The 27,000-nt window shown below is 72.8% G+C and carries 14 protein-coding genes and 13 pseudogenes; 1 reads left to right on the top strand and 26 read right to left on the bottom strand.

Annotated features, from left to right (window positions below; genetic code table 11):
- Positions 1–29: 29 nt before the first annotated feature.
- The 24 genes and pseudogenes from WKH84_RS00960 to WKH84_RS00845 form a co-directional block, all read right to left on the bottom strand.
- Complete coding sequence (locus WKH84_RS00960) at positions 30–335, bottom strand: HGxxPAAW family protein (RefSeq protein ID WP_263309703.1); 306 nt, start codon at positions 333–335, stop codon at positions 30–32.
- A gap of 205 nt (positions 336–540) precedes the next feature.
- Positions 541–1,110: pseudogene (locus WKH84_RS00955) on the bottom strand (Trp biosynthesis-associated membrane protein); the annotation flags it as partial.
- A pseudogene (locus WKH84_RS00950) lies at positions 1,107–2,645 on the bottom strand (anthranilate synthase component I). The pseudogenes WKH84_RS00950 and WKH84_RS00955, both read right to left, overlap by 4 nt.
- A 38-nt stretch (positions 2,646–2,683) precedes the next feature.
- Positions 2,684–3,037, bottom strand: a pseudogene (hisI, locus tag WKH84_RS00945) (phosphoribosyl-AMP cyclohydrolase); the annotation flags it as partial.
- A gap of 59 nt (positions 3,038–3,096) precedes the next feature.
- Positions 3,097–4,281, bottom strand: a pseudogene (gene metK, locus WKH84_RS00940) (methionine adenosyltransferase); the annotation flags it as partial.
- Between the two features lie 28 nt (positions 4,282–4,309).
- Positions 4,310–5,574, bottom strand: a pseudogene (gene coaBC / locus WKH84_RS00935) (bifunctional phosphopantothenoylcysteine decarboxylase/phosphopantothenate--cysteine ligase CoaBC).
- A 34-nt stretch (positions 5,575–5,608) separates the two neighbouring features.
- Positions 5,609–5,971 carry a DNA-directed RNA polymerase subunit omega gene (gene rpoZ / locus WKH84_RS00930; RefSeq protein ID WP_341855342.1) on the bottom strand — a complete coding sequence of 121 codons (363 nt, stop codon included), beginning with the start codon at positions 5,969–5,971 and terminating at the stop codon, positions 5,609–5,611.
- A gap of 83 nt (positions 5,972–6,054) precedes the next feature.
- Positions 6,055–6,657: a guanylate kinase gene (gene gmk, locus WKH84_RS00925; protein WP_341855341.1), complete on the bottom strand. Its 603-nt coding sequence runs from the start codon at positions 6,655–6,657 to the stop codon at positions 6,055–6,057.
- Positions 6,654–6,980 (bottom strand): integration host factor, actinobacterial type, encoded by a 327-nt coding sequence (mihF, locus tag WKH84_RS00920; RefSeq protein WP_062951048.1) that lies wholly within the window; start codon positions 6,978–6,980, stop codon positions 6,654–6,656. Before mihF ends, gmk begins: the two co-directional genes overlap by 4 nt.
- 190 nt (positions 6,981–7,170) lie before the next feature.
- Positions 7,171–8,018, bottom strand: a pseudogene (pyrF, locus tag WKH84_RS00915) (orotidine-5'-phosphate decarboxylase).
- A pseudogene (gene carB, locus WKH84_RS00910) lies at positions 8,015–11,366 on the bottom strand (carbamoyl-phosphate synthase large subunit). Before carB ends, pyrF begins: the two co-directional pseudogenes overlap by 4 nt.
- The gene (gene carA, locus WKH84_RS00905; protein WP_341855340.1) at positions 11,366–12,568 is read right to left on the bottom strand and encodes a glutamine-hydrolyzing carbamoyl-phosphate synthase small subunit; all 1,203 of its coding nucleotides are present in this window, start codon (positions 12,566–12,568) and stop codon (positions 11,366–11,368) included. The pseudogene carB and the gene carA overlap by 1 nt, the downstream one beginning before the upstream one ends.
- Entirely contained in the window at positions 12,565–13,059 is a 495-nt protein-coding gene (locus WKH84_RS00900; RefSeq protein ID WP_341855339.1) for a hypothetical protein, read from the bottom strand. The genes carA and WKH84_RS00900 overlap by 4 nt, the downstream gene beginning before the upstream one ends.
- Positions 13,056–14,337 (bottom strand): annotated as a pseudogene (locus WKH84_RS00895) (dihydroorotase). Before WKH84_RS00895 ends, WKH84_RS00900 begins: the two are co-directional and overlap by 4 nt.
- A gap of 37 nt (positions 14,338–14,374) precedes the next feature.
- Positions 14,375–15,335 (bottom strand): annotated as a pseudogene (locus WKH84_RS00890) (aspartate carbamoyltransferase catalytic subunit).
- On the bottom strand, positions 15,332–15,943 hold the full coding sequence (gene pyrR, locus WKH84_RS00885) for a bifunctional pyr operon transcriptional regulator/uracil phosphoribosyltransferase PyrR (RefSeq protein ID WP_341855338.1): 612 nt from the start codon (positions 15,941–15,943) through the stop codon (positions 15,332–15,334). The pseudogene WKH84_RS00890 and the gene pyrR overlap by 4 nt, the downstream one beginning before the upstream one ends.
- A gap of 171 nt (positions 15,944–16,114) precedes the next feature.
- Positions 16,115–16,306 carry a transcription antitermination factor NusB gene (locus WKH84_RS00880; RefSeq protein ID WP_341855337.1) on the bottom strand — a complete coding sequence of 64 codons (192 nt, stop codon included), beginning with the start codon at positions 16,304–16,306 and terminating at the stop codon, positions 16,115–16,117.
- A 349-nt stretch (positions 16,307–16,655) separates the two neighbouring features.
- The gene (gene efp, locus WKH84_RS00875) at positions 16,656–17,216 is read right to left on the bottom strand and encodes an elongation factor P (RefSeq protein WP_341855336.1); all 561 of its coding nucleotides are present in this window, start codon (positions 17,214–17,216) and stop codon (positions 16,656–16,658) included.
- A gap of 160 nt (positions 17,217–17,376) precedes the next feature.
- Complete coding sequence (locus WKH84_RS00870; protein WP_341855335.1) at positions 17,377–17,907, bottom strand: MarR family transcriptional regulator; 531 nt, start codon at positions 17,905–17,907, stop codon at positions 17,377–17,379.
- Between the two features lie 37 nt (positions 17,908–17,944).
- Positions 17,945–19,258: pseudogene (locus tag WKH84_RS00865) on the bottom strand (ATP-binding cassette domain-containing protein).
- A gap of 19 nt (positions 19,259–19,277) precedes the next feature.
- A pseudogene (locus WKH84_RS00860) lies at positions 19,278–20,109 on the bottom strand (carbohydrate ABC transporter permease).
- A gap of 10 nt (positions 20,110–20,119) precedes the next feature.
- On the bottom strand, positions 20,120–21,007 hold the full coding sequence (locus WKH84_RS00855; protein WP_341856725.1) for a sugar ABC transporter permease: 888 nt from the start codon (positions 21,005–21,007) through the stop codon (positions 20,120–20,122).
- 77 nt (positions 21,008–21,084) lie between these two features.
- On the bottom strand, positions 21,085–22,392 hold the full coding sequence (locus WKH84_RS00850) for an extracellular solute-binding protein (RefSeq protein ID WP_341855334.1): 1,308 nt from the start codon (positions 22,390–22,392) through the stop codon (positions 21,085–21,087).
- A 236-nt stretch (positions 22,393–22,628) separates the two neighbouring features.
- A pseudogene (locus WKH84_RS00845) lies at positions 22,629–24,234 on the bottom strand (ABC-F family ATP-binding cassette domain-containing protein).
- A gap of 201 nt (positions 24,235–24,435) precedes the next feature.
- Between WKH84_RS00845 and ald the strand changes: the two are divergent.
- Positions 24,436–25,550: pseudogene (ald, locus tag WKH84_RS00840) on the top strand (alanine dehydrogenase).
- 171 nt (positions 25,551–25,721) lie between these two features.
- Here the strand turns inward: ald and WKH84_RS00835 are convergent.
- Both WKH84_RS00835 and sufC read right to left on the bottom strand, forming a co-directional pair.
- Positions 25,722–26,054, bottom strand: coding sequence for a metal-sulfur cluster assembly factor (locus WKH84_RS00835; RefSeq protein WP_070501884.1), 333 nt, complete (start codon positions 26,052–26,054; stop codon positions 25,722–25,724).
- Positions 26,055–26,210: 156 nt separating this feature from the next.
- On the bottom strand, positions 26,211–26,966 hold the full coding sequence (gene sufC, locus WKH84_RS00830) for a Fe-S cluster assembly ATPase SufC (protein ID WP_341855333.1): 756 nt from the start codon (positions 26,964–26,966) through the stop codon (positions 26,211–26,213).
- Positions 26,967–27,000 lie beyond the last annotated feature (34 nt).

The raw sequence follows: 27,000 nt of genomic DNA, 5'->3' as shown, positions 1-27,000 counted from the left end.
CTGCTCGTCCCGCTCCTGCGCCGCGAGGGTCACCGGGCGCCGGCCTCGGCGGGGGCCTCGTCGGGACGGGTCTCGGCGACGGCGACGGCCTCGGCGACCGGGTGGCCGTACTTCTTGGGCTGGCCGAGGCCGGCCTTGGACATCACGACGCCGGCCAGGATCGCGAGCACGACGATCGCGGCGCCGACCCAGATCAGCACCGTCATCTCGGGGAGGATGAGGCCCGCGGCGATCGGGACGGAGCCGATCACGATGCCCATGTTCATCGTCCACGCCGCGACGGTCTTCCCCTCGTTGTGATGGGGCGGCGGCGGCACGGTGTAGGTCTTCGACATGATCCTTCTCCAGTCTGGGTCCCGGTCGGGGCCATTGTGCCACGTCATGCCGTCGGACGACGGCATCGTCCGCGGCGTCTTGCTCAAGGCGGTCAGCGCGCGGGGGCGTCCCGGCGCCGTCGGCCCCGGGAGCGCCCGAGGGGTCCGTCCCCGCGCGCGGCGCGTCCTCGTCCTCGTCGGGGCCGGCGAGGCTCGGGTCCTCGCCGCGGGTGAGGGCGTCCCAGGCGGCGGCGGGGTCCTCGGCGGGGTCGGCGGCCGTGGTGACGGCGGCGCTGCGGTAGCGACTGCCGACGGGCCAGGAACCGCCTGCGAGCAAGACGATCACGCCGGTGGCGATCACGGCGAGGGCCGGGACGAGGGCGATCAGCGGCCAGCTGGTCGCGTCCGCGGCGACCTGCGCGCCGACCACCCCGGTGGACTCGGCGACGGCGGATCCGGCCGCCGCGGCGGGTCGCGCAGCCGGGGTGAGGGAGGCGAGGCCCGCGCCGAGCCCGGCGGCGATCAGGACCGGCCCCGTGAGGAAGCGCACCCAGCGGCTCGAGAGCGAGGTCGCCAGCGCCGCGGCGAGGGCCGCGAGGGCGAGGGCGAGCACCGCCGGGGCGGCGTCCGCGCCGCCCACCGCGACGTCCTGCGCCGTGCCGGCGAGGTCGGGGGCGGTGGCCTGCACCCAGGTGGCGCGCGTGGTGCCGGCCAGGGCGCCCGCGGCGACGAGGCCGCCGAGGACGGCGGAGCGGCGCGAGGGCCCGGTGCGGCGCGGTCGCTGCTCGGCGCTCATGCGGGGCGGAGGGTGTCGGCGGAGGCGGCGGCGCGCGGCGCGGCGGCGGCCTTGGCCTGGGTCTCGCGGTGCTCCATGGTCGCGTCGGAGTCGGCGACCACTCCCCCGCCGGCCTGCACGTGCGCGGTGCCGTCCTTGATCACGGCGGTGCGGATCGCGATCGCCATGTCCATGTCGCCGGCGAAGTCGAAGTAGCCGACCGTCCCGCCGTAGACGCCGCGGCGCACGGGCTCGAGCCGGTCGATGATCCGCATCGCGGAGGGCTTCGGGGCGCCGGAGAGGGTGCCGGCCGGGAAGGTGGCGCGCGGCGCGTCGTAGGCCGCGGCGTCCTCGCGCAGGGTGCCGGTGACGGTGGAGACGATGTGCTGGATGTGGCTGAACCGCTCGATGTGCATGAAGTCCCGCACCACCACGGTGCCGGGAGCGCAGAACTTCTGCAGGTCGTTGCGGGCGAGGTCCACGAGCATGAGGTGCTCGGAGCGCTCCTTCGGGTCGGCCAGCGGCTCGGCCGCCAGGTGCTCGTCCTCCTCGGGGCTCGCGCCGCGGGGGCGGGAGCCGGCGATCGGGTGGGTCGTCGCGGTGGTGCCGCGGACGGTCACGAGCGACTCGGGGCTCGCGCCGACCACGTCGATCGGCTCGCCGTCGGCGTCCTCGGTGCGCGCAGGTACATGTAGGGGCTGGGGTTCATGCGGCGCGGCACCCGGTACACGTCCAGCGGGTCCGCCGCGATCGGCAGGGAGAAGCGCTGCGAGGGGACGACCTGGAAGATCTCCCCGTCGACGATGTCGCGCACCGCCTCGTGGACCGCGGCCTCGTACTCGCGCTGGGCGGTGCGGGCCTTGGGCGCGAGGTCGCTGACGGTGTCGTAGACGGTCGGTCCGCCGACCGCGGGGGTGCGCGACCGCTGACGGAGCGTCTCGAGGCGGGCGAGGGCGTCGTCGTAGGCGGCGTCCACGCCGTCGTCGGTGGCGTTGAGGTTCAGGGCGTTGGCGACCAGGACGACGGTCGAGTCGTGGGCGTCGTGGACGACGACGTCCTGCGCGAGCGAAGATCGAGAGGTCCGGCAGACCGATCTCGTCCGGCGGCGCCTCGGGCGACTTCTCCCAGTGGCGCACCGCGTCGTAGGCGACGTAGCCGACGAGCCCGCCGGAGAACGGCGGCAGATCTTGCTGGCGGGCGGCGCGGAACGCGGAGGTCACGGCCGCGAGGGCCTCGACGGGGTCGCCGGAGGTGGGCACCCCGGCGGGGACGTCGCCGCGCCAGTGCGCGGCGCCGTCCCGCTCGGTGAGCACCGCACGGGCGCGGGTGCCGATGATCGAGTACCGGGAGGCCTCGCCCTCCCCGGCGGATTCCAGCAGGAAGGTGCCGCGGGTGCCGCCGTCGGCGGTGAGCCGGCGGTAGAGCGAGACGGGGGTGTCCTCGTCGGCCAGCGACCGCACCGAGACGGGCACGACCCGCTGGCGTGCGGCGAGCTCGCGGAAGGTCTCGCGGTCCGGGGTGATCTCGCCCAGCGCGATGCCCTCGCGGCCGCCGATGCGCTCGGGATAGGCCTCGGGGCGGGCGTCCTCGACGGTCACAGGGAACGCTCCTTCTCGGTCAGCACGACGGCGTCCAGGTCGCCGCCGTCGAAGCAGGTGTCCGTGCCGCGGTGGCAGGCGGCCCCGACCTGGTCGACCTGCACCAGCAGGGTGTCGCCGTCGCAGTCCAGCGCGACGGAGCGCACGAACTGGACGTGGCCGGAGGTGTCGCCCTTGCGCCAGTACTCGCCGCGGGAGCGGGACCAGTAGGTCGCCCGGCCCGTGGTGAGCGTGCGCCGCGGCGCCTCGTCGTCCATCCAGCCGACCATCAGCACGCGCTGGTCGCTCGCGTCCTGCACGACGGCGGTGAGCAGGCCGGTGCCGTCGTGCTTGAGCCGGGCGGTGAGGGCGGGGTCCAGCGTCGGGGCGGTGCGGCCCGCGCCGGGGGCGCCGGAGGTGTCGGGGGCGGTCACAGGGCGCGCTCCAGCTCCTCGGCGCGGTCGCGGCGCTCCCAGGTGAACTCGGGCGACTCCCGGCCGAAGTGGCCGTGCACGGAGGTGAGGGAGTAGATCGGGCGCGAGCAGGTCCAGCGCCTCGATCAGCGCGGCGGGGCGGAGGTCGAAGACCTTGCGCACGGCGGCGGCGATCCGGTGCGCGGGCGCCTTCCCGGTGCCGAAGGTCTCGACGTACAGGCCCACCGGCTCGGCGACGCCGATCGCGTAGGCGACCTGCACCTCGCAGCGGTCGGCGAGGCCGGCGGCGACGATGTTCTTGGCGACCCAGCGCATGGCGTAGGCGCCGGAGCGGTCGACCTTGCTGGGGTCCTTGCCGGAGAAGGCGCCGCCGCCGTGGCGGGCCATCCCGCCGTAGGTGTCGACGATGATCTTGCGGCCGGTCAGGCCCGCATCGCCCTTGGGCCCGCCGAGCACGAAGCGGCCGGAGGGGTTGATGTGGGTGACGACCTCGGAGACGTCCAGGCCCTGCGCGGCGAGGTCCTCGAGGACCGGGGCGATGACGACCCTGGAGATCGCGGGCGCGAGCTGGGCGTCCAGGTCGACCTCCTCGCTGTCTTGCGTGGAGACGACGACGGCCTCGACGCGCGGGCCACGCCGTCCTCGTCGTAGCCGATGGAGACCTGGGTCTTGCCGTCGGGGCGGAGGTAGGGCGACACGCCGTCGCGGCGGGCGGTGGAGAGGTTCTGGGTGAGGCGGTGCGCGGCGTGGATCGGCGACGGCATCAGCTCGGGGGTGTCGTTGCAGGCGTAGCCGAACATGAGCCCCTGGTCGCCGGCGCCGAGACGCGCGAAGGCCTCGGCCGAGACGTCGCCTCTCGCCTCGAAGGAGGTGTCCACCCCCTGGGCGATGTCCGGGGACTGCGCGCCGATCGAGACCTCGACGCCGCAGGAGTCCGCGTCGAAGCCCTTCTCGGAGGAGTCGTAGCCGATCTCGCGGATCACGTCGCGCACGATGTGGGAGACGTCGCTGTAGCCGGTCGTGCGGACCTCGCCGGCGACGTGCACGAGCCCGGTGGTGACCATGGTCTCCACGGCGACGCGGGCGCCGGTGTCCTGGCTCAGCATGTCGTCGAGGATCGCGTCGGAGATCTGGTCGCAGATCTTGTCGGGATGCCCCTCGGTGACCGATTCGGACGTGAAGGTGCGCGCTCGCTGGTGGTCATGGGGATCAGGGTACTTCCGGGAGACGACCGACGAGCTCGTCGAGCACGGCGTGGGCGACGAGGGTCTTGCTGCCCGCGGCGCGGGCGACCTCCTCGCCATCGCGGTCCAGGATCCGCACCTCGTTGTCCGCGGCGCCGAACACCCCGGCGCTGACGTCGTTGAAGACCAGCAGGTCGGCGCCCTTGCGGCGCGCCTTCTGCCGGGCGAGGTCCAGGGCTGCGGCGCCGTCCCCGCCGGTCTCGGCGGCGAAGCCCACGATCGCGGGGCGCGCGGCCCCGCCGCGGGAGCCGACGCTTTTACGCAGGATGTCCTGGGTGCGGGCCAGGGCGAGGGTCGGCACGGAGTCCGGGGCGGACTCGTCCTTCTTGATCTTCTGGTCCGCGCGGCCCGCGGAGGTGAAGTCCGCCACGGCGGCGGCCATGACGAGCGCGTCGACCTCCCCGAGCCGGGCGGCGACGAGCTCGGCGAGCTCGGCGGCGCTGACCACGTCGAGGCGGTCCGCGCCGGGCGGGGTCTCGAGCGCGACGTTCGCGGCGGCCAGGCGCACCCGCGCGCCGCGCACGAGGGCCGCATGGGCGAGCGCCCAGCCCTGTCGGCCGGAGGAGTGGTTGGCGAGGAAGCGGACGGGGTCGAGCTCCTCGCGGGTGCCGCCGGCAGTGATCAGCGACTCGCGGCCGACGAGATCGCGCGCGGCTCCCCGCGATCGTCGCGCGGCGCGGCGATCGCGGCGCGGGCGGCGTCGAGGATCGCCTCGGGCTCGGGAAGGCGGCCCGGTCCGGAGTCGGGGCCGGTCAGGCGGCCGACGGCGGGCTCGAGCACGGTCACGCCCCGCTCGCGCGCGACGGCGACGTTCTCGCGGGTGGAGGGGTGCCCCCACATCTCGGTGTGCATGGCGGGGGCGACCACCACGGGCCCGCGGGTCACCAGCAGCGAGGCGGTGAGCATGTCGTCGGCGCGGCCCATCCGCATCCGCGCCAGCAGGTCCGCGGTGGCGGGGGCGATGACGGTGAGATCGGCCTGCTGGCCGTGCCGCACATGGGCGACCTCGTCGACGTCCTCGAAGACGGAGGTGAGCACCGGGTGGTGGCTGAGCGCCTCCCAAGTCGCCCCGCCCACGAACTCGAGCGAGGCGGGGGTGGGGACCACCCGCACCTCGGCCCCTTCACCGACAAGACCGCGCACCAGGTGCGCGGTCTTGTAGGCGGCGATCCCGCCGCCGACGCCCACGAGGACGCGGGCTCCGGCGAGCGTGCGCGGCTGGTCGCTCATGCCTGCTCCGTGCGACGACCGGCGAGGGCCGCGATCAGAGGGTGAAGTCGGTCGGCGGGACCTCGGGGGCGTCGTCGCCGAGCAGCAGCGGGGCCGGGGCGTTGGGGTCCGGCTCGTTCTGCGCGGCGTACTCCTCCTCGTCGATCTCGCGGACGGTCAGGAGGCCCTCGTCGATCTCGCGCGCCGCGATCGAGAGCGGCTTCTCCTGGTTCTCGACGTCGACCAGCGGGCCGACGAACTCGAGCAGACCCTCGGAGAGCTGCGAGTAGTACGCGTTGATCTGGCGGGCGCGCTGGGAGGCGTACAGCACCAGGGCGTACTTCGAGTCGACGGTCTCGAGGAGACGGTCGATCGGGGGGTTCGTGATGCCTTCGGGCTGTGCGACTGTTCCGGCCACGGATGTCCCTTCCTGGGTGACGACGTGCGACGCTCCAGGATACGCCACGCCGCGCGCGGCGGCGAGGGCAGGAGCGAGAGGGGTCAGGTGAGGTCGTTCACGCCGAGCAGGCGTGCGAGCTCGTCGGCGGCGCGGTCCACCGAGTCGTTGACGATGGTCACGTCGAACTCGTCCTCCGCGGCGAGCTCGACCCTGGCGGTCGCGAGACGGCGCTCGCGCTCCTCCTCGTCCTCCGTGCCGCGGCCCACGAGACGCCGCACGAGCGTGTCCCAGTCCGGCGGGGCGAGGAAGACGAAGCGAGCCTCGGGGAGGCTCTCGCGCACCTGGCGGGCGCCGGCGAGGTCGATCTCGAGCGGCACGGGGCGGCCCTCGGCGACCTTCTCCTCGACGGGGCCGCGCGGGGTGCCGTACTTGTTGCGGCCGTGGACCACGGCCCATTCGAGCATCTGGCCGTCCTCGATCAGGCGGGAGAACTCCTCCTCGCCCATGAAGTGGTAGTGCACGCCGTCGACCTCGCCGGGGCGGGGCGCGCGGGTGGTCGCGGAGACGGACAGCCAGATCCGGGGATACCGGGCGCGGATCGCCGCGGAGACGGTCCCCTTGCCCACCGCGGTGGGGCCGGCCAGGACGGTGACCGGGGCCGGCGCCGTCGCGGCGCCGGCCCCGGTGGGAAGATCAGGGCTCACTCGGAGAAGTGGGCGACGAGCTTCTCCGCCTGGTGCGAGCCGAGGCCTCGGATCTTGCGGGAGGGCGAGATGCCGATCTCCTCCATGATCTGCTGGGCCTTGACCTTGCCGACGCCGGGCAGGGCCTCGAGCAGGGCGGAGACGCGGAGACGGCCGACGACCTCGTTGGACTCGGCCTCGGCGAGGACCTTCTTGATCTCCTCGCCGCGGTGGCCGGCGCTGTCCTTGAGCCGCGCCTTGATGGCCGCGCGCTCGCGGCGTGCCTCGGCGGCCTTCTTCAGGGCCTCGGCCCGCTGCTCAGGGGTGAGGGGAGGGAGAGCCACTGTTCTTACCTCTTGTTCTGTCGCGGTTGTCCTGCGGGTCCGGGAGGAGCCCGGTGTGGGAAGAGCGTAACCCCATAATCGTGGCCGAGGGCACTTCTGACACGCTAAGTCCCAGGTCCGATGCGTTTCGGGGCCCGACGCCGCCGTCCTCCGGCGATGTCCGGGCCCCGTGCGGGAGCGCCCCTCGGCCTCAGCGGAAGGTCGTTGCCAGCTCCTCCGCGCGCTGGGCGAGCGCCGCCCGGTCCGGCCCTGCCGCGAGCAGTCCGCGGGACACCGAGACCAGGGTCTGACCTGCACGTTCACCGAAGACGTCGGCGATCTCCGCAGGTCCGGCGCCCTGGGCCCCGACGCCGGGGGCGAGCAGCCGGGACCGAGGGCGCGGCGGCGTCCAGGCCGAGGCGGCGGTAGGCATCGCCGACGGTCGCGCCGACGACCAGGCCGATGCTCGACCACTCCCCCGGCGCGGCGCCGCCGATCCTCTCGGCGTGTCGCGCGATCTCCAGCGCGACCGGCGTGTCCTGGTCGGTCCTCGCGTGCTGGACCTGCGGTCCGTCGGGGTTGGAGGTCAGGGCGAGGAGGAACAGCCCCTTGCCGTGGGCCAGGGCGAGCTCGCCGGCGGGGTCGAGGGAGCCGGTGCCCAGATAGGGGCTGACGGTGATCGCGTCGGCCTCCAGCGGTGCGCCGGGCAGGAGGTGCGCCCGGGCATAGGCGTCCATCGTCGAGCCGATGTCGCCCCGCTTGACGTCGAGGATCGTCAGCACCCCCGCCGCGCGGGCCGCGGCCAGCGGCTCCTCGAGCACCGCGACGCCGGCGGCCGCCGTGGCGCTCGAAGAACGCCGACTGCGGCTTGAGCGCGGCGACGTGGCCGGTGACGGCCTCGAGCACCGTGCGGGAGAACTCCCGCGGCCCCGCGGGGCTGTCGGGGAGCCCCCAGGACTCCAGCGGCGCGGCGTGCGGGTCGATGCCCGCGACGAGGCGGCCGCGCGCGGCCGTCTCCTCCTGCGACCGCCGTCCGAAGCTCGCCGGGGCGGTGCTCATGCCGACGCCCCGGCCGTCCGCACCTCGCGCAGACGCGCGGTGTGGGCCTGGATGCTGTGGACCTCGAAGGGCTCCACGGGGCGCGCCTCGATCGCCTGGACGGCCGCCTGGAACTCCTGCGGCGTCGTGATCACCGGGACGTCCATGCTGGTCGCGGCGGCGCGGATGGCGTAGCCGTCGACGCGGGCGTTGGAGCCCGAGGGGGTGTTCAGCACGAGGTCCACCTCGCCCGCCTCGATGAGGTCGATGACGCTCGCGCCCTCGCCCTCCTCCGAGGCCTTGCGCGCGACGCGGCAGGGGATCCCGTAGCGGCCGAGCACCCGCCCGGTGCCCTCGGTGGTGAGGATCTCGAAGCCGAGCGCGGCCAGGCGCGCGACCGGCGGCGGGAGCGAGCGCTTGTCGCGGTCGGAGACCGAGACGAAGGCGGTGCCCGCGGTGGGCAGGCCCTGGCCGGAGATCGCCAGCTGCGACTTCGCGAAGGCGAGCGGGAAGGTCGAGTCCATGCCCATCACCTCGCCCGTCGAGCGCATCTCCGGGCCGAGCACCGAGTCCACGGCGCGTCCCTCGCGGGTGCGGAAGCGCTTGAACGGCGACACCGCCTCCTTCACCGCGATCGGCGAGTCCTCGGGCAGGTCCGAGCCGTCGCCGGCGGCCGGGAGCACGCCGCCGCGGCGCAGGTCCGCGATGGAGGTGCCGGCCATGAGCGGCCGCGGCCGCCTGCGCGAGCGGCACCCCGGTGGCCTTCGCGACGAAGGGCACGGTGCGGGAGGCGCGGGGGTTCGCCTCGAGCACGTAGAGCACGCCGTGGGAGAGGGCGTACTGCACGTTGAGCAGGCCGCGCACGCCCACGCCCTCGGCGATCGCGAGGGTCGAGGCGCGGATCCGCTCGAGCACCGGATCGCCGAGGGTGACCGGCGGCAGGGTGCAGGCGGAGTCGCCGGAGTGGATGCCGGCCTCCTCGATGTGCTCCATGACGCCGGCGAGGTAGAGCTCCTCGCCGTCGTAGAGGGCGTCCACGTCGATCTCGATCGCGGTGTCCAGGAAGCTGTCGATGAGGATCGGCGCCTCGGCGCGGCCCCCGTCGGGCAGGTTGCGGCCGACGTAGTCGACCAGCCCCGCCTCGTCGAAGACGATCTCCATGCCGCGGCCGCCGAGCACGTAGCTGGGGCGCACGAGCACCGGGTAGCCGACCTCCGCGGCGACCTCGATCGCGTCGCTCAGCGCCCAGGCGGTGCCGTAGGGCGGGGCGGGCAGGTCGGCCTCGGCCAGGACGGCGCCGAAGTGGCCGCGGTCCTCGGCGTTGTCGATCGCGGCGGGGCTGGTGCCGATGATCGGCAGGCCCTCCGCCTCGAGGCGGCGCGCGAGGGACAGCGGGGTCTGGCCGCCGAGCTGGACGATGACGCCGGCGACGGAGCCGGCGGCCTTCTCCGCCTCGTACACCTCGACGACGTCCTCGAAGGTGAGCGGCTCGAAGTAGAGCCGGTCGGCGATGTCGTAGTCGGTCGAGACCGTCTCGGGGTTGCAGTTGATCATGACCGTCTCGTAGCCGCCGCCGGGCGGCTCCGGATCGCCGAGGGCGAGCGCGGCGTGGACGCAGGAGTAGTCGAACTCGATGCCCTGGCCGATGCGGTTGGGGCCCGAGCCGAGGATCAGCACCGCGGGCTTCTCGCGGGGCTCGATCTCGGTCTCCTGGTCATAGGTCGAGTAGTGGTACGGGGTGCGGGAGGCGAACTCCGCGGCGCAGGTGTCCACCGTCTTGTAGACCGGGTTGATCCCCAGCGCCTCGCGCACGCCCTTGACGACGTCGCCGCGCGGCCGGTGAGCGCGCCGATCTGCTCGTCGGAGAGGCCGTGCCGCTTGGCCAGGCCCAGCAGGTCCGCGTCCAGCACGTCGCTCGCGCGGATCTCCGCCGCCAGCTCGGCGACGATCAGCATCTGGTCGAGGAACCAGCGGTCGATCGCCGTCGCCTCGACGAGGCGGTCGAGGGTCTCGACGGGGTCGAGGATCCCCTCCGCCGCGGACCACAGGATCCGCGCGATGGCGACCAGGCGCTCGGAGGTCGGGGTGCGCACCTCGTCCAGGAGCGCGGCGACCTCGGCGGCGCTCGGCGGCGCGCCCGTGTAGTCCAGGGACGCGCCCTTGGCGTCGATGGAGCGCGCGCCTTGCCGAGGGCCTCGGTGAAGTTGCGGCCCAGGGCCATCGCCTCGCCGACGCTCTTCATGGTGGTGGTGAGCGTCGGGTCCGCGGCGGGGAACTTCTCGAAGGCGAAGCGGGGGACCTTGACCACGACGTAGTCCAGCGCAGGCTCGAAGCTGGCCGGGGTGGTGCCGGTGATGTCGTTGCGGATCTCGTCCAGGGTGTAGCCGATCGCGACGCGCGCGGCGATCTTCGCGATCGGGAAGCCGGTGGCCTTCGAGGCGAGCGCCGAGGAGCGGGAGACGCGGGGGTTCATCTCGATCACGACGATGCGGCCGGTCTCGGGGTGGGTGGCGAACTGGACGTTGCGGCCGCCGGTGTCGACGCCGACCTCGCGGATGATCGCGATGCCGAGGTCGCGCGCTTCTGCATCTCGACGTCGGTGAGGGTCAGCGCGGGGGCGACGGTGACCGAGTCGCCGGTGTGCACGCCGACGGGGTCGACGTTCTCGATCGAGCAGATCACGACGCAGTTGTCGGCGCTGTCGCGCATGAGCTCGAGCTCGAACTCCTTCCAGCCCAGGATCGACTCCTCGAGCAGGACCTCGGAGGTCGGCGAGTAGTGCAGGCCGTCGCCGCCGATGCGGCGCAGGTCCGCCTCGTCGTAGGCCATGCCGGAGCCGAGCCCGCCCATGGTGAAGCTGGGGCGGACCACCATCGGGTAGCCGAGCTCGTCGGCCGCCTCCAGCGACTCGTCCATGGTGTGGCAGATCCGCGAGCGGGCGGACTCGCCGCCGACCCGCTCGACGACCTCCTTGAACTGCTGGCGGTCCTCGGCCTTGTTGATCGCCTCGAGGTTCGCGCCGATCATCTCGACGCCGAACTCCTCGAGGGTCCCGTTCTCGGCCAGGGCGATCGCGGCGTTCAGCGCGGTCTGCCCGCCGAGCGTCGGCAGGATCGCGTCGGGCCGCTCCGCGGCGATGATCGAGCGGATGATGTCCGGGTCGATCGGCTCGATGTAGGTGGCATCGGCGATCTCCGGGTCGGTCATGATCGTGGCCGGGTTGGAGTTGACCAGGATGACCCGCAGGCCCTCCTCGCGCAGGACGCGGCAGGCCTGGGTGCCGGAGTAGTCGAACTCCGCGGCCTGGCCGATGACGATCGGGCCGGAGCCGACGACGAGGACGGAGGAGATATCGGTACGGCGGGGCATCAGGACTCCTTGTCGGCGGAGGCGGCGCGGTGCGCGACGGCGAGCTCCACCAGTCGGTCGAAGAGGGACGAGGCGTCGTGGGGGCCGCCGGCGGCCTCGGGGTGGTACTGGACGGAGTAGGCGGGGAGGTCGAGGCGGCCGCGGCCCTCGACCACGTCGTCGTTCAGGCCCACGTGGGAGACGACGACTCGGCCGTAGCGGCCCCCGTCGTGGGGGGCGGTGTGCTCGCCCTCGAGCGGCACGTCGACGGCGAAGCCGTGGTTGTGCGCGGTGATCGCGACCTGGCCGGTCTCGCGGTCCTGGACGGGCTGGTTGATGCCGCGGTGGCCGAACTTCAGCTTGTAGGTATCGAAGCCGAGGGCGCGGCCCAGCGACTGGTTGCCGAAGCAGATGCCGAAGAAGGGCACGCCTGCGTCGAGCACGCCGCGCAGCGACTCGATCTGGGCGGTCGCGGCGGAGGGGTCGCCGGGGCCGTTGGAGAAGAAGACGGCATCGGCGCCGATCGCGAGGAGGTCCTCCAGGGAGGTCGTGGCGGGCGGCAGGTGCACGCGCAGGCCGCGGTCGAGCATGGAGCGCGGCGAGGCGCCCTTGATGCCGAGGTCCACGGCGGCGACGGTCGCGACCGCCTCGCCCTCGGGCTCGAGCACGACGGGCTGGGCGATCGTGACCTCCTCGACGAAGCTCGAGCCGGCCATCTGCGGTCGCTCGCGCACCTGGGCGAGCGGCTCCTCCTCCGAGGCCTCGAGTGCCTCTCCGGAGAAGATGCCGCCGCGGGCGGAGCCCTCCTCGCGCGACCGACGGGTGAGCATGCGGGTGTCGATGTCGCTGATGCCGACCACGTCGCTGCTGATCAGGAGGTCGTCGAGGCTCTGCTCGGCGCGGAAGGAGGAGGCGATGCGGCTCGCGTCGCGCACGGCGTAGCCGCGCACCCACACGCGGCGGGACTCCATGTCCTCGGCGTTCGCACCGGTGTTGCCGATGTGCGGGGCGGTCTGCACGACGATCTGCCCGGCGTAGGAGGGATCCGAGAGGGTCTCCTGGTAGCCGGTCATGCCGGTGGTGAAGACGACCTCGCCGAAGCGGGCGCCCCGGGCGCCGTAGGCGGAGCCGCGCGACACGGTGCCGTCCTCGAGGATCAGCGGCGCGCGCTCGCGGCGCGCACGGCCCGAGGGCCTGGGGGTGGCGGGGGCGGGGGTGGTCATGAGTGCTCCTTCCGGGAGAGCAGGAGGTCGTGGTCGGCGCGCCGGTCGAGGCGCAGGCCGGTGTCCAGGAGCTGGTCGCCGAGGCTCCAGCGGATGATCAGCAGGCCGTCGCCGCCGATGAACTTCCCCGCCATGCCGGGCCCGGAGGTGACCTCCCGGACGGCCGCGGCGGGGATGGTGAGCGGCCCGGTGCCCTCGCGCTCCAGGTGCCAGGTGCCCTGCTCGCCGAGGCTGACCTCGGCGCGGGCGCGCTGTCCCAGGCGGTGGGCGACGACCCGCTCGAGCGAGCGCTCGGCGAGGACGGTGTCGACGTAGACCGCGCCGACGGGCCCGTGGGCGGTGGCCTCGCCGAGCTCCTCGAGCGTCCGTGCCGACGGGGCCGGCAGATGGGCCTGCGAGCGGCCGCGCCGGCGCCAGCCGAGCACCATCGCGCCGATCATCAGCGCGAACAGCACCGCCAGCAGAAGGACCGGGACGATCCGCCCGCTCACCTCTCCACCACCGCGCCGTCGCGCACGGTGGGCCGGCCGCCGAGCAGGGTGAGCCGGTTCGCGCCGGGCGACTCGAGGCCCGCGAAGGGAGAGTTGCGGCCCTGGGAAGCGTGCTCGGCGGGGTCCGCGACCCGCACCGGGTGCGGGTCCCAGACGAGCAGGTGGGCCGGCTCCCCCACCGCGACCGGTCGGCCGTGGTCCTGGTCGCGGCCGATCTCGGCGGGCTTCTCGGAGAGCACCCGGGCGACGTCGCGCCAGCCGAGGCGGCCCTCGTCGATCATCGTGGACTGGACCAGGGACAGCGCGGTCTCGAGGCCGGTCATGCCCATCGCGGCCTGGTCCCACTCGCGGTCCTTGGCGTCCGCGGGATGGGGGCGTGGTCGGTCGCGACGATGTCGATGGTCCCGTCGGCCAGGCCCTCGCGCACCGCCTCGACGTCCGCGGCGGTGCGCGCGGCGGGTTGACCTTGAACACCGCGTCGAACTGGCGCACGTTCTCATCGGTCAGCAGCAGGTGGTGCGGGGTGACCTCGGCGGTGACCGCGATGCCGCGCCGCTTGGCCCAGCGCACGATGTCCACAGCGCCGGCGGTCGAGAGGTGGCAGACGTGCAGGCGGGAGCCGACGTGATGGGCCAGCGGCACGTCGCGGGCGATGATCGACTCCTCGGCCACGGCCGGCCATCCGGTCAGCCCCAGCTCCGCCGAGACGAGCCCCTCGTGCATCTGGGCGCCCTCGGTCAGGCGCGGGTCCTGGGCGTGCTGGGCGATCACGCCGTCGAAGGACTTCACGTACTCCAGCGCCCGCCGCATCAGCACCGGGTCGTGCACGCACTTGCCGTCGTCGCTGAACACGCGGACGCGGGCGCGGGAGTTCGCCATCGCGTCGAGCTCGGCGAGGCGCTCGCCCTGGAGGCCCACGGTGACCGCGCCGACGGGGCGGACGGCGCACCAGCCGGCGGCCTCGCCGCGCATCGCGACCTGCTCGACCACGCCCGCGGTGTCCGCGACGGGGGTCGTGTTGGCCATGGCGTGCACGGCGGTGAAGCCGCCGCGGGCGGCGGCGCGGGTGCCGGTCTCGACGGTCTCGGCCTCCTCGCCGCCGGGCTCGCGCAGGTGGGTGTGGAGGTCGACCAGGCCGGGGAGGATCACGCGACCCTCGGCGTCGATCACCTCGACGCCGTCCGGCGCCTCGAGCTCGCCGCCGATCGCGGCGATGCGGCCCTCGCGGATCAGGATGTCCTGCACGTCCTCGCCGTAGGGGCGACCGCCGCGCAGCAGCGGCGGGGCCGGGGAGCCGGTCGTGGCGGTGGTGGTGTCAGCGGTCACGGGGGGCCTCCCGGGAGTCGGTGGCGAGCAGGTGGTAGAGCACGGCCATGCGCACGAACACGCCGGAGGCGACCTGCTCGACGATGACGGCGCGCGGCGAGTCGGCGACGGAGCCGGCGATCTCGAAGCCGCGGTTCATCGGGCCGGGGTGCATGACGATCGTGTGCTCGGGCAGGGAGGCGGCGCGGGCGGCGCTGAGCCCGTAGCGGCGGGAGTACTCCCCCGCCGTCGGGAAGAAGCCGCCGCCGACCATCCGCTCGTGCTGGACCCGCGGCATCATCACGGCGTCGGGACCGGCGGCGAGGGCCTGGTCGAGGTCGTAGGAGATCTCGCACGGCCAGGCGGAGGCGCCGACGGGCACCAGCGCGGGCGGTGCGACGAGCGTGACGCGGGCGCCGAGCAGGGTCAGCAGCGACGTTCGAGCGGGCGACGCGGGAGTGGAGCACGTCCCCGACGATCACCACGTGCAGGCCGTCGAGGCCCGCGTGCGGGTCGCCGCGCCGCAGGTGACGGCGCATGGTGAAGGCGTCGAGCATCGCCTGGGTGGGGTGCTCGTGCGCGCCGTCGCCCGCGTTGACGATGGGCTGGTCGATCCAGCCGGCGTGGGCGAGCAGGTGCGCCGCGCCGGAGGAGCCCGAGCGCACCACGACCGCGTCGGCGCCCATCGCCTGGAGGGTGAGCGCGGTGTCCTTCAGCGACTCGCCCTTGGAGATGCTCGAGCCCTTGGCGGAGAAGTTGATGACGTCGGCCGAGAGGCGCTTGGCCGCGGCCTCGAAGCTGATCCGGGTGCGGGTGGAGTCCTCGAAGAAGAGGTTCACGACGGTGGTGCCCACGAGGGTGGGCGGCTTGCGGATCGCGCGGGACTGGGTCTGGGCCATGTGCTCGGCGGTCGCGAGGACCTCGAGGGCCTCCTCGCGGCGGAGGTCCGCGATCGAGATGAAGTGCCTCATGCGCGCCCCTCCCCCGTCGTGCGGGCCGGGCGGACGATGTCCACCGCGTCGGTGCCGTCGGTCTCCGTGAGCTGGACGTGCACCCGCTCGCTGCGCGAGGTGGGCAGGTTCTTGCCGACGTGGTCGGCGCGGATCGGCGACTCGCGATGGCCGCGGTCCACGAGCACGGCCAGGCGCACGGCGGCGGGTCGGCCGATGGCGCTGAGCGCGTCGAGGGCGGCGCGGACGGTGCGGCCGGAGTAGAGCACGTCGTCGACGAGCACGACGGTGCGACCGTCGATGCCGGCGGCGGGGATCCGGGTGGGGCTCGGCGCACGGGTGGGATTGCTGCGCAGGTCGTCGCGGTACATGGTGATGTCGAGCGCGCCGTGCAGGTCGGCGAGGTCGGCGCCGTCGGGGCGACCCTCGGCGCGGGCGATGAGCTCGGCGAGGCGGCGGGCGAGCGGCACGCCGCGGTGCGGGATGCCGAGCAGGACGAGGTCCTCGGCACCGTGGTCGCTCTCGAGGATCTCGTGGGCGATGCGGGTCAGCGCGCGCCGGATCTCCTCGGGCCCGAGGACGCGGGAGCTCTCGGCTCCCCTTTCCAGGGCAGGGTCGGTGCTGGTCATGCGGTGTTCTCCCTTCCACGCCTCACGGGACGTGTCGTTAAAGGGTCGGGTGCTCGTGCGAGCTGTGCCGAGTGTAGTCGGCAGGTGCGGGTCCGCCCCCGCCTGCCCGCCCCTCGGACGGGGACGCGCCCGGCGGGGGCGGAGGGTGACTGCTGAGGGGTCCGGTCCTGCTCAGCCGAGCAGGCCGCGCACGTCCACGAGCCGCTGCAGCAGGCCGTTGACGAAGCGCGGGGAGTCGTCGGTCGAGAGGACCTCGGCGATCTTGGTGTACTCGCCGATGATCGCGCCGCGCGCCCCGGGCTCCTCGCCGTGCGACACCTCGGCGGCGCCGAGGCGCAGGATCGCGCGGTCCACCGCGGGCATGCGGTGCGCGGCCAGTCGCGGGAGTGCGTGGAGAGGTCCTCGTCGATGTCGACGGCGTGCGGGGCGTAGAGCTCGACCAGGGCGCGGGAGCGCTCGGGCAGCGGGGTCTGCGCGGCCGTGCGACGGAGCCGCTCGGCGAGCACGTCGAGCACGTCGGCCTGCTTGGCGTCGGCCTCGAAGAGCACGTCCAGGGCGCGTATCCGGTCGCGGGAGCGTCCGTGGAGCCGGTCCGCGGCGGCCGGGACGGTCCGCTCGAGCTCGACCTCCGCCCCCTCCCGGGTGGGGAGGGGGAGGCCGGTGGGGCGCGGGGCGGGTCGGTCGTCGGCGCCCTGCGGGGTCGACCCTCGGGTCACTTCACGCGCTCGAGGTAGTCGCCGCTGCGGGTGTCGACCTTGACACGGTCGCCTTCGTTGAGGAACAGCGGGACCTGGATCTCGCGGCCGGTGGTCAGGCGCGCGGGCTTGGTGCCGCCGCTGGAGCGGTCGCCCTGCAGGCCGGGCTCGGTGAACTCGATCTCGAGCACCACGGAGGCGGGCGACTCGACGAAGAGCGCGTTGCCCTCGTGGAAGGCGATGACGACGTCCTGGCCCTCGACCATGAAGTCCTTGGCCTCGCCCACGACCTCCTCGGTGAGGCTGGTCTGCTCCCAGTTCGAGGTGTCCATGAAGACGTACATGTCGCCGTCGAGATAGGAGAACTGCATGTCGCGGCGGTCCACGGTGGCCGTCTCGACCTTCACGCCGGCGTTGAAGGTCTTGTCCACGCCCTTGCCGGACAGGACGTTCTTGAGCTTGGTGCGCACGAAGGCGGGTCCCTTGCCGGGCTTGACGTGCTGGAACTCGACCACGCTCCAGAGCCGCTGGTCGATGACCAGCACCATTCCGTTCTTGAGGTCGTTCGTCGTCGCCATGTGTCTCCTCGGTTGTCGTCGGGGCGGCCCCAGGATAGCGCGCGGCGCCCCCGCCCTCGGGGGCGGGGGCGGACTCAGCGGGTCGACGTGAGGTCGATCATGCTCAGCAGTCGCACGGCGAGCGGATGGGCGGCGCTCTCCTCGCGCCAGCCGCTGGTCTTCACAGCGCGGGAGACGGTCTGCTGGGTGACGCCGAGGCGCTCGGCGAGGACGGCCTGCGTGGCCGTGGGATCCTCACGCGGCTCGTGCACGGCCTGCCACTGGCCGCGGCGCGGGCGCGGATCATCCAGCCGATCAGCCGCAGCACGGCCTCGACGTCGGCGGCGGTGTCGGCGTGGCGGGGATCGGCGGCGCGGACGGCGAGCGGGACCTGCGAGGTGGTCGACGCCGCGGCCACGGCGCTCCGGGCGGCCTCGACGGCGGGGCCGGAGAGCTCGCGGACCGAGCCGGGCAGCGGCCCCGGCACGGCGCCGATCCCGAGGCCGACGGCCGTGCTCCCGACCTCGAGCGCCCGCGGCATCGCCTCGAGCGCGGTCTCCCCTCGGGAGGCGAGCACGAGCGCGTCCGGGCCGGCGGTCCGCTCCGGGGCGAGCGGCGGCTCGAGCCCCTCGAGAGCCTCGAGCAGAGCGGGGACGGGGTCGCCGGCGGCGCGGCCGTGGCCGGCGCGACCGGTGAGGGAGAGGACGAACACGGAGGCCTTTCACAGCGGATATCAGATGTCCGCCACACTACGCGCTCGCCGTGCCGTCCTCGGGCGCGGCGCGCCGCGCGGGGACGGGCGCGGGAGTCGGCCTCAGTCCTCCAGCGCCGCGGCGGTCTCGATCTCGCGGCCGCCGGTCCTCGGCGGCGCGGCGCGTGAGCTCCGCCCCCTTCTCCTCGTCGCGGGTGAGGTTCTCCCCTGTGGCGACGTCGAAGACGTGGACCTTGCGCGTGTCCACCCAGATCCGGGACTCCATGCCGCCGCGGACCCGGCTCGCGGAGCTGAGGGTCACCACCACCTGCGGCGGGATCTCGTCCTGGTCGAGATCGCGGGCGAGCTCGTCGAGGACCTCGGCCACCTCGGGGTCCTTCTCGTAGTCGATGTAGCCGTACTGCTCGTTGCCGAGCCACTCGGTGTGGGTGGGCGTCACGGCCAGCTCCGTGCCGTGCGGCGGCAGCGCCTCGTCGACGAACTCGAGGTCCTCGAAGTGCTCGGGGCGCACCCCCAGCGGCACCAGGTCCCTCCCCCGGGCGGCCTCGAGGACGTGCTCGGGTGCCGTGAGGTCCCCGATCGGCGTGCGCAGGTGCCCGCCCTCCTCCCGGGCGGGCAGGAAGTTCATCGAGGGAGAGCCGATGAAACCGGCGACGAAGAGGTTCGCGGGTCGCTCGTAGAGCTCGCGCGGCGAGGCGACCTGCTGCGACCTGCCCTTCTTCAGCACCGCGACCCGGTCCCCCAGGGTCATCGCCTCGGTCTGGTCGTGGGTGACGTAGACGCTCGTGATGCCCAGGCGCCGCTGCAGCCGCGCGATCTGGGTGCGCATCTGGCCGCGCGCTTCGCGTCGAGGTTCGACAGCGGCTCGTCGAAGAGGAAGGCGTCGGCCTCGCGGACGATCGCGCGCCCCATCGCCACGCGCTGGCGCTGACCGCCCGAGAGGTTGCCGGGCTTGCGCTCGAGGTGCTCGTCCAGCCCCAGCATCGACGAGGCGCGGCGCACCCGGCGGTCGATCTCGTCCTCGGGGAGCTTGTTCTTCGACAGCCGCATCGGGAAGGCGATGTTGTCGTACACGCTCAGGTGGGGGTACAGGGCGTAGTTCTGGAAGACCATGGCGAGGTCGCGGTCGCGCGGCGCGCTCTCGTTCACGCGCTTGCCGTCGATGCGCGACTCGCCCTCGGTGATGTCCTCGAGTCCCACGATCATGCGCAGCGCAGCGTGGACTTCCCGCGCCCGAGGGGCCGACGAGGATCACGAACTCGCCGTCGGCGATGTCGAGGCTCACGTCGTTGACGGCGGGGAAGCCGTCGTCGTACCGCTTGACGAGGTTCTGGATCTCGATGGTGGCCATGGCCGGTTGCCTCCTGGGGTCAGCCCTTGACCGCGCCCTGCGTCAGACCGGAGACGATCTGGCGCTGGAAGAGCACGACGATGATGACGATGGGGATGGTGACGATGATCGCTGCGGCCGAGATCGCGCCCGTGGGCTCCTCGAACTGGGAGGCGCCGGTGAAGAAGGCCAGCGCCGCCGGGACCGGGCGCGCGGCCGAGGTGGACGTCAGCGAGATGCCGTAGACGAAGTCGTTCCAGGCGATGAAGAACGCGATGATCGCGGTGGTGAACACGCCGGGCAGGGCGAGCGGGACGATCACCTTCCGGAACGCCTCGAAGCTGGTGGCGCCGTCGACCTGCGCGGCCCGCTCGAGGTCCCAGGGGATCTGCTGGAAGTACGCCGCCAGGGTGTAGATCGAGATCGGCGACGTCAGCGAGAGATAGGGGATGATCAGGCCCGGCCAGGTGTCGTACAGCCCGATCGTGCGCCAGAGGTTGAACAGCGGCGTCACGATCGAGATCACCGGGAACATCGAGACCCCGAGCGCGCTGACCAGCACGAGGCGCTTGCCGGGGAAGTCCAGGCGCGCGATCGCGTACGCGCAGAGGGTCGCGAGCACGACCGCGACGACGGTCGCGATCAGCGTGATGCCGATGGAGTTGCGCGCGCGGGCAGGAACAGGTCTCGGGCGCGCCGGCGAAGATCTGCTCGTAGTTGTCCAGCACGAAGCGGGTGGGCAGGAAGCGCCCCGTGGTGAGGTCGCCGGAGGCCTTGAAGGAGGTCATCAGGATCGAGACCAGCGGAGCGAGGGTGTACACCAGCACCACGATCGTGATCACGCTCCAGCCGACCTTCTGCCGGGTGGTCATGCCCTTCATCTCAGCGTCCCTCCCCCGAGGCCAGATCGACCTTGAAGCCCTTGATCGCGCCGATCGCGATGCCGATCACGCACAGGAACAGCACCACGGAGATCGCCGAGCCCATGCCGATCTCGAGCCGCCCGATCGAGGTGCGATAGGCCAGCAGCGAGAGGACCTCCGTGCCGTACGCGCCGTTGGTCATGATGAACACGTTGTCGAAGATCCGGAAGGCGTCCAGCGCCCGGAACAGCACCGCGACCATGATCGCGGCCTTCATGTTCGGCGACACCACGCGGCGCATCACCTCCGCGCGGGTGCCGCCGTCCACGCGGGCGGCCTCCGTCAGCTCCCCGGGCACCTGGGCCAGGCCCGACAGCAGCAGCAGCGAGATGAAGGGGGTCGTCTTCCAGATCTCGCTGAGCATGATGACGGTCAGCGCCGGCGCGGCGGAGCCGAACCAGTTGAAGCTGTCCTCCACCACCGGCGCCCAGGCGTTGACGAAGCCGGTGTTGATGTCGAAGGCGAAGAACCAGGCGAAGGCGGAGACGACGGTGATCGTGCCGTAGGGGACGAGGATCGCGGTGCGCAGCAGGCCGCGCAGGCTCTTCACGGCGTTGTGCATCACCAGGGCCAGGGCGAAGCCGAGCACCAGCTCGATCGCGACGGTGACCACGGTGATCAGCACGGTGACCCCGAGGTCCCGCCAGAACAGGGGATCGGTGAAGAGCACCCCGTAGTTCGACAGGCCCACGAAGGAGCGCTGGTCCGGGGCGGTCAGGCGGTAGGAGAACAGGGAGTCGAAAAAGGCCTGGAGGATCGGGTACACCGTCACCGCCAGCATCACGACGAAGGCGGGGGCCGCCAGCATGATGCCCAGGCGGCGCTCCGCCCGTGCCCGGTCGCTCAGCGGCGGCTTCTGCCGGGTCGCGCGGCGGCGCCCGGAGGTGCCGTCCGTCCCGGTCCTCGGCGCGGCGGCTGTCTCGCTCACAGCAGGGCCTCCCCTCGCAGCACGGACCGGATGAACTCCTGGGACCGCGCGGGGGTGGCCTCGCCGACCTCCGAGATCGGGGTCCAGTGCCGCTGGATGCCCAGGGAGATCTCGTTGTAGAAGGGGGTCTGCGGGCGGGGCGCGGCACGCTCGAGGGACTCGCGGATCTCCGGCGCCATCGGGTAGGCGTCCTGGACCTCGGGGTCCTCGTAGGCGGTGGTGGACGCGGGCGGGTTGCCGTCGGAGACGAAGTACTGCGCCTGCTTCTCCGGGGAGACGATGCAGCGGATCGCCTCATAGGCGAGGTCCTGGTGCTCGCTCGAGGCGCCGACGCCGAGGTTGATCCCGCCCAGCGGCGGCGCTGACTCCTGGTCCTCGCTCACCTGCGGGTACGTGGTCCACTTCATGTCGTCCAGCACCTCCTGGTCGACGCTCCCCTGCTCCACGGAGGTCTGCGTGGCGGTGTAGACGAAGGGCCAGTTGACCATGAACGAACCCTGCTCGCCCTGGAACTGGGCCATGGCGACGTTCTCGTCCTGGGTGGTGGCGCCCGGGCCCGCGAGCCCCTCGGAGCCGATCGTGCCGATGATCCGGGACGCCTCGTCCCCGGCCGGGGAGTCGAGCGCGAGTCGCGTCTCGTCGGCGGGGGCGCCGGGGTTCTCGATGATCGACTGGCCCTGCGACTCGTACAGCGCGTTGACCCACACGGTCATCGACTCGGCGCGGATCCCCTGGATGCCGAGGTGGCTGTCGGTGTTCTCCGCGGCCTCGATCAGCTGGTCCCAGGTGACGGGCTCGGACATGTCCAGCCCCGCCTCCTCGGCGACGGACTCGCGATACCACAGCAGGCGCGTGTTGGCCCAGAAGGGCACGGCGACCAGCTCGTCGTTCCAGGTCGCGCCCTGCACGGCGCCGTCGACGACGTCCTGGGTGGAGCTGGTGACGAGGTCCTCCGGGACGGGGGCGAGGAAGCCGGGCTCGGCGAGCTCCGGGATGTAGGGCGGGTCCAGGCTCATGATGTCCAGGGACCTGTCCCCCGCGGCGAGGCGGCGGGCGAGTCGCTCACGCTGGCTGGCCGCATCGCGGGGCGGCAGCGAGGTGGTGATCGTGTACGCCCCGTCGGCCTCGTCGCTGCACTGCTGGGCGATCTGGGTCTGGCCGCCGTTGTCGGGATTGATGTACCAGGTCAGCTGCGGCGGGCCGGCGTCGGCCGAGCCGCAGGCCGCGAGCGTCGCCCCCAGGGCGAACGCGGCCCCGGCGGCGCACAGCCGGCGCAGACCGGACGGGCGGACGGGTTCGCTCACGGTCTCGCTCCTCCTCGTCGGGTCGAGGCGGACGGCGCGGTCGCGCACCGTCCTCCACGACGGGGCGGGCACCGTCACGGTGCCGACGAGCTGAGACTATGCCGCAGGTCACAGGAGCGCAACTCGGAGGGGAGAACTCCCGCGGTCTGCGTCGCAGGACCCGTCCTCGCCGCGGCGGCGGGAGCACCGGCCGGCGCGGCGGCGAGCGTGGGGAGGGCCGGGGAGCGGCCCCCGGCTCAGGCGAGCTCGATGAGCTCCTGGTATTCGGCGTTCCAGAGGTCCTCGACGGCGTCGGGCATCATCAGCACCCGCTCGGGATCGAGCGCCGCGACGGCGCCGGGGTCGTGGGAGACCAGAACGACGGCGCCCTCGAAGTTCGCCAGCGCCCCGAGGATCTCCTCGCGGCTGGCGGGGTCGAGGTTGTTCGTCGGCTCGTCCAGCAGCAAGACGTTGGCGCTGGAGACGACGAGCGCGGCCAGGGCGAGGCGGGTCTTCTCCCCGCCGGAGAGCACCCGGGCGGGCTTGTGCACGTCGTCGCCCGTGAACAGGAAGGAGCCGAGGATCTTGCGGGCCTCGACCTCGGGAAGCTCGTAGGCCGCCGTCATCATGTTCTCCAGCACGGTCCGGTCCAGGTCCAGGGTCTCGTGCTCCTGGGCGTAGTAGCCGATGCGCAGACCATGGCCGGGCAGGATCCGCCCGGTGTCCGGCGCGTCGACCCCGCCGAGGATCCGCAGCAGGGTGGTCTTGCCCGCGCCGTTCAGGCCGATGATGACCACGCGCGAGCCGCGGTCGATCGCGAGGTCCACGCCGGTGAAGATCTCCAGGTCGCCGTAGGACTTCGAGAGGTCCTCGGCCATCAGCGGGGTCTTGCCGCAGGGGGCGGGCTTGGGGAAGCGCAGCGAGGCGACCCGGTCGGTCTGCCGCTCCCCCTCGACGCCGTCGAGCATGCGCTCGGCGCGCTTGAGCATGTTCTGCGCGGCGACGGCCTTGGTGGCCTTCGCCCGCATCTTCTCCGCCTGGGCGGTCAGCTGGGTGGCCTTCTTCTCGGCGTTCGCCCGCTCGCGCTTGCGCCGCTTCTCGTCGTCCTCGCGCTGGCGCAGGTACTGCTTCCAGCCCATGTTGTAGATGTCGATCGCGGAGCGGTTCGCGTCGAGGTAGAACACCTTGTTCACGACCTGCTCGACGAGCTCGACGTCGTGGCTGATCACGATCAGCCCGCCGCGGTAGCTCATCAGGTACTCGCGCGACCATACGATCGAGTCGTGGTCGAGGTGGTTCGTCGGCTCGTCGAGGATCATCGTGGAGGCCTGCGAGAACAGGATCCGGGCGAGCTCGACGCGGCGGCGCTGACCGCCGGAGAGCGTGCCGAGCTCCTGCTCGAGCGACCGGTTGGGCAGGCCGAGGTTCGCGGCCATCCGCTTGGCCTCCGCCTCGGCCGCGTACCCGCCGGCGGCGTCGAGCTCGGCCTCCAGGCGCGGGTACCGGTTCATCGCCTTCTCGCGGCGGGCCTCGGTGAGGGACATGTCCCCCATCTCCTCCTCGGCGCGGCGCGGCTTTCCTCAGGATCCCGTCGAGCCCGCGGGCGGAGAGGATCCGGGCGAGCACCGGCTCGGTGTCCTCGCCGCTGTGGGTGTCCTGCGGGAGATAGCCGAGCTCGCCGGTCACCTCGACAGCGCCCTCGCTGGGGTCCAGCGTGCCGGAGAGGACCTTGGTCAGCGTGGTCTTGCCGGCGCCGTTGCGACCCACCAGGCCGATCCGGTCGCCGTCGGTGACCTGGAAGGAGACGTCGCTCATGAGCGACCGGGCGCCGACGCGGATGGCGAGGTCGTGCACGGTGATCACGGATGGGACTCCTCTTCGGACGGGGGCGGCCCGGAGGAGGGCCGGATCGAGTCTAGGGCCGAGGCGCCGAACGGTCGCCCGGATTCCCGCCGACGGTGCCGGGGGACACATCCGCAGGCTCCCCCGCACGGCCGCCGAGGTGTCATCCTGGGGGCGGTGGCCGTGACCGCGGCCAGGGAGCTCAGCAGAGAGGCTGGACACATGCGCATCGGGGTGCCCCGCGAGGTCAAGAACAACGAGAACAGGGTGGGCCTGGGCGCCGCCGGCGTGCACGAGCTGGTGATGCACGGCCATGAGGTGATCGTCGAGAGCGGCGCGGGCCTCGGCTCCCGCGTGAGCGACGAGGACTACGCCGCCGCGGGCGCGACCCTCGCGCCGACGGCCGACGAGGTCTGGGCGCAGGCCGAGATGATCGTGAAGGTGAAGGAGCCGCCGCCCGAGGAGTACGGACGCCTGAGGAAGGGCCAGATCCTCTTCACCTATCTGCACCTCGCGGCCGACCGGGATCTCACCGAAGCGCTCCTCGCCTCCGGCACCACCGCCATCGCCTACGAGACCGTCCAGCTCCCCGACCGCTCCCTGCCGCTGCTCGCGCCGATGAGCGCGATCGCGGGCCGGCTCGCCGCGCAGGTCGGCGCCTACCACCTGATGGCGCCGCTGGGCGGCGGCGGGGTGCTGATGGGCGGGGTGCCCGGGACCTCGGAGGCGAACGTGCTGGTCCTCGGCGGCGGCGTCGTCGGCGAACAGGCGGCGATGATGGCGCACGGGCGCACGCGAACGTCACCGTGATGGACGTGAACGTCTCCCGGCTCTCCCAGATCGCGACGATGCACCACGGCGGGATCCTCACCCGCTACTCGACCGCCCTCGACCTCTCCGAGCAGATCGAGCAGGCCGACGTCGTCGTCGGCTCGGTGCTGATCCCCGGCAAGCGCGCCCCGAAGCTCGTCACCGACGAGATGGTCTCCCGGATGAAGCCGGGCTCGGTGCTGGTCGACGTCGCGATCGACCAGGGCGGTCGCTTCGAGAACTCCCGGCCCACCACGCACGACGACCCGACCTTCTCGGTGCACGACGCGATCTACTACTGCGTGGCGAACATGCCCGGCTCCGTGCCGGTCACGGCGACGGCGGCGCTGAACAACGCGACCCTCCCCTACGTGCTGAAGCTCGCCGGCGCGGGCTGGCGGGACGCGCCGCGGGCCGACGAGGCGCTCGCGAAGGGCCTGCACACCCACGAGGGCGCCCTCACCCACGCCGGCACCGCCGAGGCGCACGGCCTGGAGCTCACGAGCGCCGCCGCCGTCATCGGCTGACCCGCCCGTCGGCGGCGCCTGTGCCGAGCGCCCTCACTCCGCGCGCCGGGCGCGGCGGCACCGCGCAGAAATGCACGCCCACGACTCATGCGGGGAGCCACATGAGTCGTGGGCGTGCAGAACTCGTCAGTCGCTGCCGGAGCGCGGGTTCCGGCCGGGGCGATCAGACGATCAGAGGTTGAAGCCGATGGCGCGCAGCTGCTCGCGGCCGTCCTCGGTGATCTTCTCCATGCCCCACGGCGGCATCCACACCCAGTTGATGCGGTGCGTCTCGGTGATGGGGTCCAGCACCGCGAAGGTCTGCTCCTCGAGCACGTCCGTCAGCGGGCAGGCGGCGGAGGTCAGGGTCATGTCGATCACGGCGTTGCCGTCCTCGACGGTCACCCCGTAGACGAGGCCCAGGTCGACGACGTTGATCCCGAGCTCGGGATCGATGACGTCCTTCATCGCCTCGGTGACGTCCTCGACGCTCACGGTCGAGGGCGGGGTCTGCTGGTCGGTCATGGTGTCCTCCCGGAAGGGGTGCGGGACTGCTCCCGCAGGGGTGCGGACGGGGCTCGTCGGGCCGTCCCGGGAGGTGCTGTCCGGGACGGTCCGCGGCGGGTCCCGCGGTGCGGCCGTCCCGCCCTGCGCGGGTGCGGGGCGGGACGGCCGGCGGCATCAGGCGCCGACGAGGAAGCGATCGTAGCCCTCGGCCTCGAGACGCTCGGCCAGCTCGGGACCGCCCTGCTCGGCGACCCTGCCGTTCACGAAGACGTGGACGAAGTCCGGCTTCACGTACTGCAGGATGCGGGTGTAGTGGGTGATCAGCATGATGCCGACCTCGGTGTTCTCCTTGGCGCGGTTGACGCCCTCGGAGACCACGCGCAGCGCGTCGACGTCGAGGCCGGAGTCGGTCTCGTCGAGGACGGCGATGGAGGGCTTCAGCGACTGCATCTGGAGGATCTCGTGGCGCTTCTTCTCGCCGCCGGAGAAGCCCTCGTTGACGTTGCGCTCGGCGAAGACGGGGTCCATCTTCAGGTCGTCCATGGCGCCCTTGACGTCCTTGACCCAGGTGCGCAGCGAGGGGGCCTCGCCGTCGATCGCGGTCTTGGCGGTGCGCAGGAAGTTCGAGACGGTCACGCCGGGGACCTCGACGGGGTACTGCATGGCGAGGAAGAGGCCGGCGCGGGCGCGCTCGTCGACGCTCATCTCGAGCACGTCCTCGCCGTCGAGGAGGACCTCGCCGCCGGTGATCTCGTACTTGGGGTGGCCGGCGATCGCGTAGGCGAGGGTGGACTTGCCCGAGCCGTTGGGGCCCATGATCGCGTGGGTCTCGCCGCCCTTGATGGTGAGGTCGACGCCCTTGAGGATCTCCTTGGTGCCCTCAGGGGTCTCGACGGTGGCGTGGAGGTTCTTGATCTCCAGGATCGACATGTGGGGTTCTCCTTGACCAGGAAGCTGGTGGATT

This window comes from Brachybacterium sp. GPGPB12, from assembly GCF_038396325.1.
GTDB lineage: Bacteria > Actinomycetota > Actinomycetes > Actinomycetales > Dermabacteraceae > Brachybacterium > Brachybacterium conglomeratum.
This window is presented reverse-complemented; position numbering and strand designations above follow the sequence as displayed.